This is a genomic window from Rhodococcus sp. KBS0724 (genome assembly GCF_005938745.2).
Classification (GTDB): domain Bacteria; phylum Actinomycetota; class Actinomycetes; order Mycobacteriales; family Mycobacteriaceae; genus Rhodococcus_F.
In genome coordinates this window covers 677,926-693,678 of record NZ_VCBX02000001.1, presented here as the reverse complement: position 1 = coordinate 693,678, position 15,753 = coordinate 677,926, and the positions used below count along the sequence as shown (strand labels likewise).

Here is a 15,753-nt window from a genome sequence, read left to right as displayed (position 1 = left end):
TGGATCCGTCCGCTTCGATCCAGCGAGGCGATACATTCTGTAGTCATGAGCCATACCTGCGTCTTCTGCAACATCATCTCGGCTGACGAGCCCGCAATTCGTGTCTTCGAAACCGAAACCGTGCTCGCCTTTCTCGACGCGCGCCCGGTCAGCCGCGGACACACCCTGGTCGTGCCGAAACGCCACGCCACCGACTTAGGGGGACTCGAAAACCACGAGGGCGCAGAGATGTTCCGGGTTGGCACACTCATCGCCGGCGCGCTGCGGCGGTGCGACATCGCCGCAGACGGCGTCAACATTCTGGTCAACGACGGCCGCGCCGCCGGGCAGACCGTCTTTCACTCACATCTGCACGTCGTGCCGCGGCACAGCGGGGACAAAGCCAAGTTCGCGGCCGGACTCCTGGCGAGGCGGGCCGTCGAACTCGAGGAAGTGGGGGCGTCGATCCGAAGTCAACTCTGATCAACGAGGAACGCAGTCACTTCGTCGCGGTACCGCTCTGGCTGATCGTCGTGAACAAGGTGTCCGGCGTCGGCAATACGCACATACCGGGTCCCCGGACGCTCTGCCATGTCGCACATCTGGCCTTGCGGGGTAATTGTGAACTCACCCTCGATGAGCAGGGCGGGCACCTTGATTGCTCCCCACTGATCCCAGAAATGCCGTGTGCCCCATTCTTCCGAGATATCGCGGAAGGTCGACACGTCGCCGTGCAGGTACCACCCGTCGTCGCGGCGGTCGAAGGAATCCAGAAAGTATTGTCCCGCAACCGGACCGAAAAACTCCTTCACGGCGTCCTCGGTGGCGAACGGTTGCGGCCACGACGACACCATCTGAGCCCAGTTCTCCGCAGTGCGCCCGCGAAAATCCGGTGCCATGTCCTCGAGAACCAACGCGCGCACTCGGTCCGGATGTGCGGCGGCAAAACACCACGCGTGCAGGGCACCCATCGAGTGACCGATCACAATCATCGGCGCGTCGATCCCTGCCACAGCCGACGCAAGGTCCTCGACAAATGCCTCGGTCGTCAATTCTGCGGGCGCCGGACGTCCGTGACCGGCCGCGTCGAACGTGTAGACATGGCCGAACTCCCGAAGCCAGGGCACATGCCGACGCCACGTCCTGGCACTACCCATGAGGCCGTGCAACAGCAGAATCGGCTGGCCGCTACCACCTTCGTCATGCAACACGAATGTCACCGTACGCGGTGGAGCGGCGCGGTAATGTCGGTTACATGGCAGTCGTGAAGATCAATGCAATCGAAATCCCCGAGGGCGCCGGCCCCGAACTGGAAAAGCGCTTCGCAGCACGCGCTCATGCCGTGGAGAACTCTCCCGGATTCCTCGGATTCCAGCTCCTGCGCCCCACAGCCGGCGAGAACCGCTACTTCGTGGTCACGCAGTGGGAAACCGAGGAGGCGTTCGCCGACTGGCGTGACGGCCCGGCCCGCGCAGCGCACTCGGGTGAGCGCGCCAAGCCCGTCGCCTCGGGTGCGTCGCTGCTCGAGTTCGAGGTAGTTCTGGACGTTCCCGCCAAGAGTTGACCCGCGATCGTGAAGGATTCTGTTCGGTGCGCGAACAAAATCCTTCACGATTTTCGTGTGTTCACTGCTAAAGTGCGCTCTGTACACGCGATGGTCGACAGGAATCCGGTGAAAGCCCGGAGCGGTCGCGCCACTGTAATTCGAGGTGAACCCACCTCGACAGCCAGACACTTCGGCCATCGCATTTGACCTAGGGGACGCGAAAATCCCAGGAGGCTTCGATGGCACTGGCCTACTCTCCCGACTCGTCGATCGATTCGACTCGTCTCGCCTTCTTCGCCGCAGCTGTTGTGCTGTTCGCGATGCTGGCTCTCTACCTGGTCGGATTCGACCAGGGCGCAATCTCACGCACTGGCATGTACATGCATGAGCTGATGCACGACGGACGCCACTTGATGGGCCTCCCGTGCCACTAGTCGACAATTTCACGAAGCTTCTGATTCGTGGCTTGTTGGCTGGTTTGATCGCGGGCATCCTTGCCGGCGGAGTGGCATTTGTGTTGGGTGAACCGCACGTCAACGCTGCCATCGCGATCGAAGAAGCCAACAGTGCCGCCGGCGAAACTGCCGGACACTCCCACGGTGACGAAGAAGCCCCACTCGTCAGTCGTGACGGTCAACGCGCTGGACTCTTCCTCGCGACGTCGCTCGCGGGCTTGGCCCTCGGCGCCATCTTCGCTGTGGTCGCCAACTACGCGAGGCGGATCACCGCGATGTCCGGGCCGCTGTTGGCGATGGCCATTGCACTGGGAGGCTGGCTCGCCATCGAGGCGGTGCCGTTCTTCAAGTACCCGGCCAATCCACCGGCCGTCGGCGATCCCGACACGATCAACCAGCGAACCTTGCTGTGGCTCGCGACCGTGATCCTCGGACTGCTGGCCGTCACCGCCGCCGCTGCCGCGGCAAAAGCTGTATCTGCCCACGAGTACCTCAGTGTGCGCGTCTACCTCAGTGTGCGCGTCGCCGCTCCGGTCGCCGCGTTCCTCGTGATCGTCGTGATCGGCTATGTCTCGCTGCCCACGATCAACGAAGTCGGCGACGATTTCCCAGCGACTCTGTTGTGGGAATTCCGTCTCTCGTCCCTCGCTACACAGGCAACCTTGTGGCTTGTACTCGGATTGGCGTTTGCCTTCCTCACCGAGCGCGCGACCAAGGATGCCGAAGTCGCGAAAAAGTTCGCCCTTCGCTGAACCTGCTGTGCGCCTTTGTTAACCGCGGGCGGTTAACAAAGGCGCATAGCAGTCGTTTTCAGCTCAGATGATGCACTTCCTGCAGCCCGTACACCGGCGTCGGAATACCCTCGTAGCGAGCCTTCAACTGCAGCGCGAGATACAGCGAGTAGTGGCGCGACTGATGCAGATTGCCGCCGTGGAACCAGAGCGCTTCCTGCTGCGTCGGCTTCCACATGTTGCGCTGCTCGCCCTCCCACGGTCCCGGATCCTTGGTCGTGTTCGAGCCGAGGCCCCACACCTTTCCGACCTTGTCGGCAGTGTCCTGACCGATCAGATCGGCCACCCAACCGTTCATCGAGCCGTAGCCGGTTGCGTAAACCACCACGTCGGCCGGCAGTTCGGTTCCGTCTTCGAGAATGACACTGTTCTCGGTCAGCTCACGAATATTGCCGTGCGCGAGCTTGATGTCTCCGTTGGCAACCAGTTCTGCAGCGCCGACGTCGATGTAGTAACCCGAGCCACGTCGTAGGTACTTCATGAACAGGCCCGAACCGTCGTCGCCCCAGTCGTGCTCGAAGCCGGCCTTCTCGAGGCGATCGTAGAAGTCCTTGTCACGCTCGCGGATTGCGTCGTACACCGGGATCTGGAACTCGTGCATGATCCGGTACGGCAGCGAACCGAACGTGAGGTCCGCCTTGTGCGTCGTCATGCCGGCTGCGAGGGCGCGTTCCGAATACAGATCGCCCAAGCCCAGATCCATCAACGAATCCGACTTCACGATGTGCGTCGAGCTGCGCTGCACCATCGTGACGTCGATGCCGTTCTCCCACAGAGCACCGCAGATATCGTGCGAGGAATTGTTGGCCCCGATGACCACAACCTTCTTACCGATGTACTGATCCGGCCCCGGATGCTTGCTGGAGTGGTGCTGATCGCCGAGGAACTTGTCCTGGCCAGGGAACGTCGGAACGTTTGCCTTGCCGGACATACCGGTCGCCATAACCAACTGCTTAGGACGCAAGGTCAGCTTCTCGCCGTTGCGGTTGACCTCGACGGTCCATTCCTGGGTCTTCTCGTCGAATGACGCGGAGGTGCAGGTCGTAGAACTCCAGTACGGAACTTCCATGACCTTGGTGTACATCTCGAGCCAGTCGCCGATCTTGTCCTTCGGCGCAAACACCGGCCAGTTGTCGGGGAACGGCATGTAGGGCAGGTGGTCGTACCAGACCGGATCGTGCAGGCACAGGGACTTGTAGCGTCCGCGCCACTGGTCGCCCGGCCGCTCGTGGCTGTCGATCACGATGGCCGGAACACCGAGCTGCCGCATCCGGGCACCGAGCGCGATTCCGCCCTGGCCGCCGCCGACGATCACGACGTAAGGCTGCGTGGTGTAACCGAGTTCGCGGTCCTCGATCTCCTTCTGCTCGGCCCACGTGACGCGGTTCGGATCTGCCCCGTGCTTTGCTCCGCGCGGCCGGCGAGTGCCCTTACCTTCCTCGTGCCCCTTCAATTCCTGCAGCGACGTCAGCAGGGTCCAGGCGACAGGCTGGCCGAGCTCGTCCTTGAGACGAAGGTGCCCGTGCGCGCGACCGGTTGCCGTCTCGAATTCGATCCAGGCCGAAGTGACGCCGTCAGCTTCGTCCGGTGTCTCGGTCGTCCGGAATCCTGAAGGATCGGTGTCGTCGAGACGCTCGGAAAGCATGTCGGCAATCTGCTCGCGGCCTTCGACGGTCTTGATGTTCCAGGTGAACGACACCAGGTCTCGCCAGAAACTGTCGAGGGCGAATTTGCCTGCAACACGCTCGATGTCACGAGCCGCGAGTGCCGACTCGAAATCCGCCAGCCAGGCGTCGACGCGCTCCTGGGGTGTTACAGCCGTCGCGCTTTCCGGGGCTGCAACTGCGGAATCGATGGTTTGCGTCATCACTTCTCCTTCTTTCGGAATGTGATACACAGCACATCGCATCAGTGGTCCTGGTCACAAGCGTTGCAACCAGTTGCAATCGAAGTGCGCGGTGAAAGTCGCGCTACGTTCGCGGCCAGGGACGCCCGGAAAACCTCTCGACATCGGAATTGAATTTCCGGAGCCACATCGCAAAAGTCGCCACGTCCTCGGGTTCCCAATCAGCCAGAACCTGATCCAGTCCGTCCACGTTTCTCGCCCGGTCCGCACGGAGTCTGCTCATCCCCTCGTCCGTGATGCGAAACTTTCGCGCCATTCCTCCATCTGGATCGGAAATACGTTGCACCAGTCCGGAATTCACCATCGACGAAGTCTGTCGGCTGAGCGTCGACGTATCCAGTCCGAAGGCCTCACCGAGTTCACCGATCGACATCGGGCCCTGCATGTCGATGCGACTGAGCAAGGTGTAGGCACTGCGATCGAGTTGATTGCGGCCATACGTGTACTGCGGTGGCTGAAGGCTGACGTATCGCCCGAGCAACATGGTTTCGAACTCGATCAAATGCGTGGGCTTGTCCATGCCGTCCTTCTACCGATCCATTCTCGATCCGAGCACCGAATCTCGACCAGACGGTACGCACAACTCGATGCAGCGAACAACAAATATGCATGCTGCACATCTCTTGCATGATGCAACTCGTTTGCATAGTAAATGATTCTTTACTTTAATAAAAGGAGAAGGGCGTGGAGAATTCCACCCAACCCGACGTTCGCGCAGGCGGACTTGTCGGAGTCCTCGCATTTGCGGGCATTGTCGCCGCGCTTATGCAGACGATCGTCGTACCGCTGATCGCGGACCTCCCCAAACTGTTGAACACCACGGCGTCCAACGCATCGTGGGTCATCACCGCAACACTGCTTGCCGGTGCCGTCGCAACTCCCATATCCGGTCGCCTCGGCGACTTGTACGGCAAGCGCAAGATGATCCTGATCTGCTCGATCCCGCTGATCGCCGGGTCGGTTGTCGCAGCCATGGCGTCGTCGCTGTTACCGATGGTGATCGGCCGCGGACTTCAGGGTATCGGCGTCGGCATGATCCCCTTGGGAATCAGCGCGTTGCGTGACCTGCTCCCCCCGGAGAAACTGCATTCCGCCATTGCGCTGATGAGTTCCTCGATGGGCATCGGCGGCGCACTCGGGTTGCCCATGGCAGCTGCCGTCGCCGAGCACACCAACTGGCGCGTCCTCTTCTGGGGTTCCGCCGTTCTCAGCGTGATCATCGCCGTGCTGATCTGGTTCTTCGTTCCCGCTACTCCGGTGCACAACTCAGGCGGTCGATTCGATTTCATCGGCGCACTCGGATTGGGTGTCGGCCTGATATCGCTCCTGTTGGCCGTCTCGAAGGGCGCAGACTGGGGCTGGGGCAGTGGAACGACCGTCGGATTGTTCGCAACCACCGTTATCGTCCTGGCTGCCTGGGGCTGGTGGGAACTTCGCACCGACGACCCGCTGGTGGACCTGCGGATTACCGCGAGGCCGCAGGTGCTGTTCACGAACGCAGCCTCGGTTGCCGTCGGCTTTGCGATGTACGCCCAGGCACTGATTCTGCCCCAGCTTCTTCAATTGCCCGCCGCCACCGGCTACGGCATGGGTCAGTCGATGCTTGCCATGGGCCTGTGGATGGCGCCAGGCGGTTTTGTCATGATGGCCGTCTCCATCGCGGGCGCAAAGCTTTCCGCCGCCCGCGGCCCCAAGGTGACATTGCTGCTCGGAACCCTGGTCATCGCGCTGGGGTACGGATCGTCGATGCTCCTCATGGGATCCACCTGGGGATTGCTGATCGTGAGCTGCATCTGCAATGCGGGAATCGGCCTTGCGTACGGCTCGATGCCCGCCCTCATCATGGGTGCGGTCCCGCCGTCCGCAACGGCGTCGGCCAACAGCTTCAACACCTTGATGCGCTCCGTCGGCACCTCGATCTCCGCCGCCGTCGTGGGTGTTGTCCTGGCTCAGATGAGTATGGACTTCGCCGGTCACACCCTGCCGACGGAAGCCGGCTTCCGGACCGGGCTACTCATCGCCTGCGGTGCCGCGTTGATCGCCGGCGCTCTCACGCTCCTGATTCCCGCACGAAAGACTGCGGCACAGAAGGAAAAAACCGCCGAGTCAGCACCTCTCACGAAGGTCTGACCTACGCAGGACGGTTGCCCGCATGCAGATGCGGGCAACCGGTTCACACGGATTCAGGCTTCAAGCGGCCAAGCCCCAGCGACTGAAAACCGACGACGTAGAACAGTGTCCACAGCACCGCCCAGTCCACGAAACCCAGTGCGTTACCGTGCAACCCGTCGGCCACTGCAGGTTCGTGAAGAATGTGCTCCGCCCCAAATCGGTAGTAGAACAGAAACGTCGCGACCGCCAGGGCAAACGTGAGCACACCGCGGACCAGAAGATTGACCCCGTCACTGAAGCCCGTGGGCTTGTTTCCGAATGCATTGGCCCAGAAGATCATCCAGAACGCCCAGCACACGCCGAGCTGCGCGGGAAACTGATGCACGACGCCACCCAACTCGGTAACTGCAGCGCTTCCCAGCAGAACCTTCACGACGGGCAATGCCACGAAGTACAGCCCGGTTCCCAGTACAAAATTGCCGACTGTGGCCGCGAGAGCTGTTTTCCCGCCGCCACCGAACAGTCGCCACGGCCAATTGTCGAGGGTCTGACCGGTCAAGATCACGACCACCACAACGCAGTAGAACCACCCGAGCACGGTGTCGACGGTCATCAGAGGATCGGTTGCGGACAGCGACACGGATGGCAAGCCGAAGACGAAGTACAGTGCGAGCGTCGGCACAGCCACAAACGCGATCTCGCACATACCCACCAACGGCTGCTTCATCTCCATGGCGGTCCACGGCCAGTGCTGCCAGTTCAGTACCACCATCACCCAGGTCCCGAACCCGAACAGCACAAACAAGGCGCCGGCGAAGTAACCGAGACCGCCTTCGCGATCGGTCGCGAAGTCCGGGTAGAGACTCCCGATTCCATTGGCGAGCAACCACGTCACCGCAACCGAGAACACGGCTGTCGCTGCCATGATTGCGATGCCCCTGGCCGGCTGCTGTAGCCGGTCGAATCCGGCAAACTCGCAGTTGAAGCCGATGAACACCACAAAAAGTATGGCCCAGAACAGCGCCGCGTTGAACGGCAGCGGATAAAAATTCCAGGGACTGGTCACCGGATCGGCCAGAAGATACCAACTCGCCAGAGCCAGAACAAGAACGATCACAAGATTGGCAGCACCGAACGGAATCCAGCGGCGCGAGGGCAGACGGCTCGGAGTACCCGAACCTGTCGCAGCATCGACTGTTGCAGTCATTTCTTCTTCTCCCGGTTTGTGCCACAAAGCAATTCGCGAAGTGGTCGCGCAACTATGAAGGCGTCGAACCGGACACCGGGAGAGTTGCCGACGGTTGCAATCGGTGTCCGATTGATCGGGTTTGCAACGCGATGCAACCCTTCTATAGTGTGGTCGTCATCACATATAACTCACTCATCGGCTAACCCGCCAACGAGGAGACACTGCATATGAGCATCACCGGCAAAGTTGTACTGGTCACCGGAGCAGGCCAAGGGATCGGACGTGGCATCGCACTCCGACTCGCACAGGACGGCGCGGATATCGCGTTAGTCGATCTCGACCAGACCAAGCTGGATGCCGTCGCCGACGAAATCCGCGAAATCGGCCGTCGGACAACCACGTTCATCGCCGATGTCAGTGACCGCGATCAGGTGCACGCCAGTGTTGAACACGCATATTCAACACTGGGCGGCTTCGACATCATCGTCAACAACGCGGGAATCGCCCTGGTAGGCCCCCTGTCCGACGTCACTCCCTCAGACGTCGCCAAGATTTGGAGCGTCAACGTCGACGGCGTGCTGTGGGGCATTCAAGCCGGCGCCGCAAAGTTCAAGGAACTCGGTCGGCGAGGGAAAATCATCAATGCATCGTCCATCGCAGGCCACGACGGTTTTGCCATGCTGGGCGTGTACAGCGCAACAAAATTTGCGGTCAGGGCACTCACTCAAGCTGCAGCCAAGGAATACGCGTCGGATGGCATTACCGTCAACGCGTACTGTCCCGGAGTTGTGGGAACCGATATGTGGGTCACCATCGACAAGCGATTCTCCGAACTCACCGGTGCGCCGGAAGGGGAGACATACGACAAGTTTGTCGGCGGCATTGCCTTGGGACGAGCGGAGACCCCCGACGACGTCGCTGGGTTCGTCTCCTATCTGGCCGGACCGGACTCGGATTACATGACCGGCCAAGCCGGCCTCATCGACGGAGGGTTGGTATATCGCTGACATGGCAACGCCCACAACGCGGTTACCCGAGCCCGCGATGCCACCCGGTGAGGATCCTCGCAACTATGCGAGGACCCTCGCCGCGGTGTACGACGCAACGATGGCCGGTGATCGATCCCCCGCCCGTCCCCGCGACGTGATCCGCAAGTCCTGGCAGCGACTGCGCGAACTGGGAGTCGATCCAGAACAGAGCCGAGTCGAACCGTCGATGGATGTTGCAGAACTCGATCTGCGTCGACGTGAATCCGGCCTGTACGACGTACTCGACGACGTGACTCGCGGACTCGAATCGGTGACTGCGAGCGGCGAGAACATCATGGTTGTCGCCGACATACGTGGAACGGTGCTGTGGCGCAGCGGTTCCAATCGAGTACTCGATCAGGCCGGGCGGCTCGGATTTATCGAGGGCGCAAACTGGGCCGAGGACTCCGTTGGCACCAATGCCATCGGCACCGCACTGGTATCGCATCAGGCTGTTCAGATCTTTTCGGCGGAACACTATGCGCGCAGCCACCATCCGTGGACCTGCGCGGGTGCGCCAATCCGAGATCCACGCGACGATCGGGTGATCGGGGTGGTCGACATCAGCGGGCCGGCCAAGACCATTCACCCCACCACCCTCGCACTGGTCGACGCCGTCGCACGCCTCGCCCAATCCCACCTGCGCGACAAGCACCGTGACAATCTCGACCAATTGCGTTCTGTTGCAGCGCCGATGCTCGCACGTGGCGGATCACCCGCACTGGTCACCGATGCGCATGGCTGGGTCGCGGCGGTCGATTCGCTGCCGCATCGCACACGAATCCTGCTGCCCGCGGCGCTGACTCCGGGCCGGACATGGTTCCCGGCCCTCGGATTGTGCGAATTGGATCCGCTCCCCGGAGGCTGGTTGATCAGGCCGACCTCCACCGGCAGCACCGTCGCGGCTCCCACGGTGCACGTCGATCTGCGCGATTCCGAGAACATGTCGGTAACCGTGTCTTCGGAGTTGGGAGAATGGACGTACTCCCCCACCCAGCGCCATGCGGAAATTCTGTTTCTCCTGGGATCGGAGCGACGCGGGCGCACGGCGTCACAATTAGCTCAGGACCTGTTCGACGACCCGGCCCGCACGGTAACCGTACGGGCCGAGATGTCCCGCCTACGCAAGAATCTTGCTGGAGTTGTTGCAGCCCAGCCGTACCGGTTTGTCGATGCAGCGCAGGTCACGCTCTCGTGCCCCGATATCGGTGCGCATCTACTTCCATTCTCGAGCGCTCCAGCTGTTCGAGCTGCCCGAATCAGGGAATGAGGGCCTTGATATCGGGTACGGCAGTGATCGAAAGGATCTTGCAGTCGTCGTCGAACTCGAAGAGGTCTGTGGATGCAAAGTCCTCCAAACCTTCACGCTGGACACGCATTTGCATCGCAGCGAACTTGCCCACCACGGTGACGGGGGTAAGCAGACTCACCGTGAACGGTGTGTCCTCGCTCTCGGCGAAAAATGCACGAATCTCGTCGAAACCCCGATTGGTACGTACACCAACGGGTTCGTGCTGCACAGCGCCCTGATGGAACAATTCCATCAACGCATCGATCTGGTGCGATCCGAGCAGCTTGACATAGCTGTCGACAACGGCGCAGATATCGTCGCGAGAAGGCATGTAGGACTCCTTAATTGAGGGTTGAGTTATCGGCAGATAGAGAAATCAGTGAATGATTCCGCGTTCGAGCAGATGCCGGATTATCCGATCAGCAGCATCGAGAGTCGACGATGACGTCGTATCGATACGAATATCCGGCGAGACCGGAGTTTCGTACGGCGAGTCGATCCCGGTAAAGTTCTTCAACGCACCACTGCGCGCCTTCTTGTACAACCCCTTGGGATCTCGCTGTTCGGCGACAGCCAGCGGGGTGTCGACGAACACCTCGAAGAACTGATCGGCGCCGATGGTTTCCTTGGCGGATTGACGTTCGATCTGAAACGGCGAGATGAACGAAGCGAGGACGATCAGTCCGGCATCGGCCATCAGTTTAGCGACTTCTGTTACGCGGCGGATGTTTTCGACGCGATCCGCTTCGGTGAATCCTAGATCACGGTTGAGTCCGTGCCGAACGTTGTCGCCGTCGAGCAGATAGGTGTGGCAGCCGCGAGCGTGGAGCCCCCGCTCCAACTCGTTGGCAATCGCCGACTTACCCGAGCCGGACAACCCGGTGAACCACACGACGCAAGGCTTGTGGCTGTTGAGAGTCTCACGCGCCTTTTCGTCGATATCGACGGCCTGCCAGTGGATGTTGTCCGAACGCCGCAGGGAATGCTGGATGAGTCCGGCGCCGACGGTCGTGTTGGTCAACCTGTCGATGAGGATGAATCCACCGGTATCACGATTCTCCGTGTACGGGTCGAATGGCACCGGACGGTCGAAACTCAGGTTGCAGACCCCGATTTCGTTCAGTGCAAGCGTGTCGGTCGCCGTCTTCTCCATAGTGTTGACGTTGATCTTGTGCTTGGGCTTGGTGATTCGAGCCTGGACCGTCATAGTGCCGATCTGGCAGAGGTACGGACGCTCCGGCAGCATCTCCGCTTCACCCATCCACACCACGTGGGCTTCGAACTGATCGGCCACCGGGGGCAGCGCATCCGATGAAGCGAGCATGTCGCCGCGACTGATATCGATCTCGTCGGTCAGTGTGATGGTCACGGATTGGCCGGCGATGGCCTCGATGAGATCACCGTCCATCGTGACGATGCGTGCGACGGTCGATTCTTTTCCGCTGGGAAGTGCTCGAATTCGATCACCCGGGCGGATGATGCCGGAGGTGATCTGACCGGAGAAGCCGCGGAAATCGAGGTCTGGTCGATTGACCCATTGCACCGGCAGACGGAACGCGCGTTGCTGCAGATCATCGTCTATCTCGACAGTTTCGAGGTGATCGATAAGTGTCGGACCGTCGTACCACGGGGTATTCGCGCTGCGCTCGGTCAGGTTGTCCCCCATATATGCCGACATGGGAATCGGAACGACGCTCTTCAAACCGATTTCGTCTGCAAAAGCACGGTATTCGGCGACAATGTTGTCGAATACCTCCTGCGAGTAGTCGACAAGATCGAGTTTGTTGACGGCGATGACTACATGTCGAATACCGAGCAGTGAGACCAGGTACGAATGGCGGCGGGTTTGAGTCAGCACACCTTTGCGGGCGTCGATGAGGATGACCGCGAGATCGGCTGTGGACGCACCGGTGACCATATTGCGGGTGTACTGCTCATGGCCGGGAGTATCGGCGACAACAAACTTACGACGCTCGGTCGCGAAGTAACGGTAGGCGACATCGATCGTGATGCCCTGCTCACGTTCGGCCGCCAGACCGTCGACGAGGAGGGCAAAATCGAGTCCTTCGCCCTGGGTGCCGACCTTGCGCGAGTCGTTCTCCAGAGCCGAAAGTTGGTCTTCGAACACCAGTTTCGACTCGTAGAGCAACCGACCGATGAGCGTACTCTTGCCGTCGTCGACGCTACCGCACGTAATGAAGCGCAGCATCGTCTTGTTGGCATGCAACTCGAGATACTGCTCGATGTCGTTGACAATGAGTTCGGATGGATGAGTCATCAGAAGTACCCTTCTTGCTTCTTCTTCTCCATCGACGCGCTCGAGTCGTGATCGATGACTCTCCCCTGGCGTTCGGAAGTGGTGGTCAACAACATCTCCGAGATGATCTCGGTCAAGCTGGTGGCGGTCGACTCGACAGCGCCGGTCAGCGGATAGCAGCCGAGGGTGCGGAACCGAACACTCTTGAGTTCCGGAGTTTCTCCCGGCAGCAACGGCATCCGATCGTCGTCGACCATGATCAGTGCGCCGTCGCGTTCGACGACGGGACGCTTGTCGGCAAAGTACAGCGGAACGATCGGAATCTCTTCCTGGCGTATGTATTCCCACACATCCAGCTCGGTCCAGTTCGAGAGCGGGAAGACCCGCAGGCTCTCTCCCGGCGATTTGCGGACGTTGTACATCCGCCACAACTCCGGCCGCTGCTGTTTCGGATCCCAGCGGTGCGCTGCTGATCGGATCGAGAAGATCCGTTCCTTGGCGCGGGATTTCTCCTCGTCACGGCGGGCGCCGCCGAACGCTGCGTCAAACTTGTAGTGATCGAGGGCTTGTTTGAGGCCCTCGGTCTTCCACATGTCGGTGTGCACCGCGGATCCGTGAGTGAACGGATTGATTGCCTTCTCCACGCATTCGGGATTCTTGTACACGAGCAAGTCGAGATCAGTTGCGGCTGCAGTCTCGTCGCGGAGTTTGTACATCTCGCGGAACTTCCACGTCGTGTCGACGTGCAGTAGCGGGAAGGGCAGCTTTGACGGATAGAAAGCCTTGCGGGCCAAGTGCAACATGACAGCACTGTCCTTGCCCACCGAGTACAGCATCACCGGGTTTTCGCTCTCGGCGACGGCTTCTCTCATGATATGGATACTCTCGGCTTCGAGCCGTTCGAGATGCGTCAGCGCGGTAGTCATCGGCCCAGCACCTCCAATGCGGTAGCCGCGAGCTCGGGGCGGCAGATCAACAAGTCCGGCAACCAGGGATTTGATTGGTTGTAGTGCAGAGCAGAGCCGTCGATTCGTGAAACATGCAGGCCTGCAGCCTGAGCCACGGCAACAGGAGCGGCGGAATCCCACTCGTACTGTCCACCGGAGTGAGCGTAGATATCCGCGTCGCCGCGCACCACCGCCATGGCTTTGGCTCCGGCCGAACCCATCTCGATCAACTCGGCATCCAACGCACACGCCAGTGCCATCACCGGCTCGGGCCTGCGGGTGCGACTCACGACAACCCGAGGGCTGGACGGCACGATGCCGAACTGCGGTATCGGGTCTTTACTCGAGTGCGTTGTTCCCAGACCTGGGAGCGCCACGGCTCCTGCTGTAAGAGAGCCGTTCTCGAACAATGCAACGTGCACAGCCCAGTCACTGCGGCCGATCTCACCGAACTCGCGGGTTCCGTCGAGTGGGTCGACGATCCAGACGCGTGACGCACCGAGCCGCACGGCATTGTCAGGGGATTCTTCCGAGAGCACTGCGTCGCTGCTGAATCGGCGAGCCAGTTCCCCAGCGATGAATTCCTGACTGACTCGGTCTGCACCCTTTCGGAATGCGACGGGATCGACGTCGTCGGAAGTCAACGCTTCGCGATACCGGAGGAGCAGTTCTCCTGCCGCAGTGCTGATATCGATGGCAGCGGTTGTATCGCACGTCGTTTCGGGTGGGTCGTCATGATGCGTGGTAGTTCGCGTCATCGATGCTCCAGTCAGTGTGTAATTGCCCTCGCTAGCCCGTCTGCCGAGTACGTGATGTACTCCGTCGGATCGAGGTCTTGGGCCCAGTTGTTGACGATGGTGTCGGCCAGCCCCATGAGGCCGGCCCAGACGAAGGGGATCAGGGAAGGTCCCTCACGGAGTGAAAGTCCCTGTGCACCCGCTGCGTCTTCGAGAGCTGTCCGCAGCTCTGCGAATTGTGCTTCGGTGGAATGTCGTAAGTCTTGGACCGCTTGCCCGTCGGAGTTCGAAGCGTCTTCGGTCGTTCGCCACACAGATGCCACGTGCCCAACTCGGGCCCATTGCTTGGTGGTTTCAGGCACGATAGCTGCGATCAAGGCCGATATGCCTTGATCGCGTGGCAATTCGGCAATGAACGCGGTCAACTCCTGCTGACTCTCGAAGAGGAGAGCTGCAAAGATGTCGCGTTTGTCGACAAAGTACTGGTAGATGAGTCCGGGACTCATACCGGCTTCTTTGGCGACGCTCCGAATCGTCAGTGCGGCGTAGCCACCCACATCCAGGATGGCTGCTGCAGCATCGAGGATCCCTCGGCGCCGTGCTTCCGTATCTCCGCGGACAGACGTGGTGTTCGTTGCGTTCATCCACACACACTAGCTGCTCGTTAAACAATGTTCAACAGCTATTGAACATTGTTCACAAACTGGCTACTGTCACACCTCATGACATCGAGCACCGAAGACAGCGCAACTGATTCCATTGCGAAAAGTGTTGTGGCATTCGACTTTTCTTCCTCCCGAGTTCTCGTGACCGGAGGCTCCAACGGCCTCGGACTTGCTATTGCACATCGCTTCGCCGACGCCGGGGCACACGTGACGATCACCGGAACGAAGGCATCAGCCGACGACTACGAGCACGACCTCTCCGCATTCACGTATCGACAGTGCGTCATGACCGATCGCGAACAGATCGCTGACGTCGCCGCAGGACTGTCGACGCTGGACATACTGGTCAACAACGCAGGTCAAACGCTTACCCAGAAGGGCGAATGGAACCCAGAGGTATTCGAAGAATCGCTCGCGGTGAACGTCGTAAGCGGGTTCCGGATGTCGTCCGCGGTCCTGCCACTGCTCAAGGAAAGCACGCAAAGCGGCGGCGCTTCCATCGTCAACGTCGCATCGATGGCGTCGTACTTCGCCGTCGATGTCGTGCCCGGATACGGCGCGTCGAAGGGCGCCGTCGTCCAGATGACCAAAACAATGGGGTCCAGTTGGGCCGAGCACGGGATTCGGGTCAACGCGATTGCCCCGGGATTGACTGCAACCAAGATGACAGCGGGACTCCAGCAGCGCCCTGAGCACAGCAAACCGTCACTCGATCGCACACCGATGGCCCGGTGGGCAGACCCGTCGACGGACGTCGCTCCCGTCGTACTGTTTCTCGCCAGCCCGGCCGCACAGTTCGTCACCGGGCAGACCTTGCCCGTCGACGGCGGATACTCGATCAAAGGATGAC

At 60.6% G+C, this 15,753-nt stretch carries 17 protein-coding genes and 1 riboswitch; of the genes, 8 read left to right on the top strand and 9 right to left on the bottom strand.

The window, feature by feature from the left end; all coding sequences use genetic code 11:
* Nucleotides 1-45: 45 nt before the first annotated feature.
* On the top strand, nt 46-462 hold the full coding sequence (locus FFI94_RS03200) for an HIT family protein (RefSeq protein WP_138871714.1): 417 nt from the start codon (nt 46-48) through the stop codon (nt 460-462).
* On the opposite strand, the gene FFI94_RS03195 is transcribed toward FFI94_RS03200, so the two are convergent.
* Entirely contained in the window at nt 453-1,190 is a 738-nt protein-coding gene (locus tag FFI94_RS03195) for an alpha/beta fold hydrolase (RefSeq protein WP_138871713.1), read from the bottom strand. The genes FFI94_RS03200 and FFI94_RS03195 overlap by 10 nt on opposite strands.
* A 44-nt stretch (nt 1,191-1,234) precedes the next feature.
* Here FFI94_RS03195 and mhuD point away from each other — a divergent pair, with 44 nt between their 5' ends.
* From mhuD to FFI94_RS03180, 3 genes are all read left to right on the top strand, one after another.
* Nucleotides 1,235-1,543, top strand: coding sequence for a mycobilin-forming heme oxygenase MhuD (mhuD, locus tag FFI94_RS03190; protein WP_138871712.1), 309 nt, complete (start codon nt 1,235-1,237; stop codon nt 1,541-1,543).
* A 53-nt stretch (nt 1,544-1,596) separates the two neighbouring features.
* Nucleotides 1,597-1,733, top strand: a riboswitch (cobalamin riboswitch).
* A 31-nt stretch (nt 1,734-1,764) separates the two neighbouring features.
* Nucleotides 1,765-1,959 carry a CbtB domain-containing protein gene (locus FFI94_RS03185; RefSeq protein WP_138871711.1) on the top strand — a complete coding sequence of 65 codons (195 nt, stop codon included), beginning with the start codon at nt 1,765-1,767 and terminating at the stop codon, nt 1,957-1,959.
* Nucleotides 1,950-2,732, top strand: coding sequence for a CbtA family protein (locus FFI94_RS03180; RefSeq protein ID WP_138871710.1), 783 nt, complete (start codon nt 1,950-1,952; stop codon nt 2,730-2,732). Before FFI94_RS03185 ends, FFI94_RS03180 begins: the two co-directional genes overlap by 10 nt.
* 58 nt (nt 2,733-2,790) lie before the next feature.
* Here FFI94_RS03180 and FFI94_RS03175 read toward each other — a convergent pair whose 3' ends face one another.
* Nucleotides 2,791-4,638 carry an NAD(P)/FAD-dependent oxidoreductase gene (locus FFI94_RS03175; protein WP_138871709.1) on the bottom strand — a complete coding sequence of 616 codons (1,848 nt, stop codon included), beginning with the start codon at nt 4,636-4,638 and terminating at the stop codon, nt 2,791-2,793.
* A 103-nt stretch (nt 4,639-4,741) separates the two neighbouring features.
* Nucleotides 4,742-5,197 carry a MarR family winged helix-turn-helix transcriptional regulator gene (locus FFI94_RS03170; protein ID WP_138871708.1) on the bottom strand — a complete coding sequence of 152 codons (456 nt, stop codon included), beginning with the start codon at nt 5,195-5,197 and terminating at the stop codon, nt 4,742-4,744.
* 164 nt (nt 5,198-5,361) lie between these two features.
* Here FFI94_RS03170 and FFI94_RS03165 point away from each other — a divergent pair, with 164 nt between their 5' ends.
* The gene (locus FFI94_RS03165; RefSeq protein WP_138871707.1) at nt 5,362-6,807 is read left to right on the top strand and encodes an MFS transporter; all 1,446 of its coding nucleotides are present in this window, start codon (nt 5,362-5,364) and stop codon (nt 6,805-6,807) included.
* Between the two features lie 43 nt (nt 6,808-6,850).
* On the opposite strand, the gene FFI94_RS03160 is transcribed toward FFI94_RS03165, so the two are convergent.
* A complete protein-coding gene (locus FFI94_RS03160) occupies nt 6,851-7,996 on the bottom strand; it encodes a hypothetical protein (protein WP_138871706.1) in 1,146 nt (381 codons plus the stop codon).
* 209 nt (nt 7,997-8,205) lie between these two features.
* Here FFI94_RS03160 and FFI94_RS03155 point away from each other — a divergent pair, with 209 nt between their 5' ends.
* Entirely contained in the window at nt 8,206-8,985 is a 780-nt protein-coding gene (locus FFI94_RS03155; protein ID WP_138871705.1) for an acetoin reductase, read from the top strand.
* A gap of 37 nt (nt 8,986-9,022) precedes the next feature.
* Nucleotides 9,023-10,276 (top strand): GAF domain-containing protein, encoded by a 1,254-nt coding sequence (locus FFI94_RS03150; RefSeq protein WP_138873577.1) that lies wholly within the window; start codon nt 9,023-9,025, stop codon nt 10,274-10,276.
* Here the strand turns inward: FFI94_RS03150 and FFI94_RS03145 are convergent.
* The 5 genes from FFI94_RS03145 to FFI94_RS03125 are packed head-to-tail and all read right to left on the bottom strand — an operon-like array spanning nt 10,266 to nt 14,882.
* The gene (locus FFI94_RS03145; protein ID WP_138871704.1) at nt 10,266-10,628 is read right to left on the bottom strand and encodes a nuclear transport factor 2 family protein; all 363 of its coding nucleotides are present in this window, start codon (nt 10,626-10,628) and stop codon (nt 10,266-10,268) included. The two genes, FFI94_RS03150 and FFI94_RS03145, sit on opposite strands and share 11 nt — an antisense overlap.
* A gap of 45 nt (nt 10,629-10,673) precedes the next feature.
* Complete coding sequence (gene cysN / locus FFI94_RS03140) at nt 10,674-12,575, bottom strand: sulfate adenylyltransferase subunit CysN (RefSeq protein WP_138871703.1); 1,902 nt, start codon at nt 12,573-12,575, stop codon at nt 10,674-10,676.
* Nucleotides 12,575-13,480: a sulfate adenylyltransferase subunit CysD gene (gene cysD, locus FFI94_RS03135; RefSeq protein WP_138871702.1), complete on the bottom strand. Its 906-nt coding sequence runs from the start codon at nt 13,478-13,480 to the stop codon at nt 12,575-12,577. The genes cysN and cysD overlap by 1 nt, the downstream gene beginning before the upstream one ends.
* The gene (locus FFI94_RS03130) at nt 13,477-14,259 is read right to left on the bottom strand and encodes a 3'(2'),5'-bisphosphate nucleotidase CysQ (protein WP_138871701.1); all 783 of its coding nucleotides are present in this window, start codon (nt 14,257-14,259) and stop codon (nt 13,477-13,479) included. Before FFI94_RS03130 ends, cysD begins: the two co-directional genes overlap by 4 nt.
* A gap of 11 nt (nt 14,260-14,270) precedes the next feature.
* Nucleotides 14,271-14,882, bottom strand: a complete 612-nt coding sequence (locus tag FFI94_RS03125; RefSeq protein ID WP_138871700.1) for a TetR/AcrR family transcriptional regulator — start codon at nt 14,880-14,882, stop codon at nt 14,271-14,273.
* Nucleotides 14,883-14,960: 78 nt separating this feature from the next.
* Here FFI94_RS03125 and FFI94_RS03120 point away from each other — a divergent pair, with 78 nt between their 5' ends.
* Entirely contained in the window at nt 14,961-15,752 is a 792-nt protein-coding gene (locus FFI94_RS03120; protein ID WP_221937739.1) for an SDR family NAD(P)-dependent oxidoreductase, read from the top strand.
* The last annotated feature ends 1 nt before the right edge of the window (nt 15,753 follow it).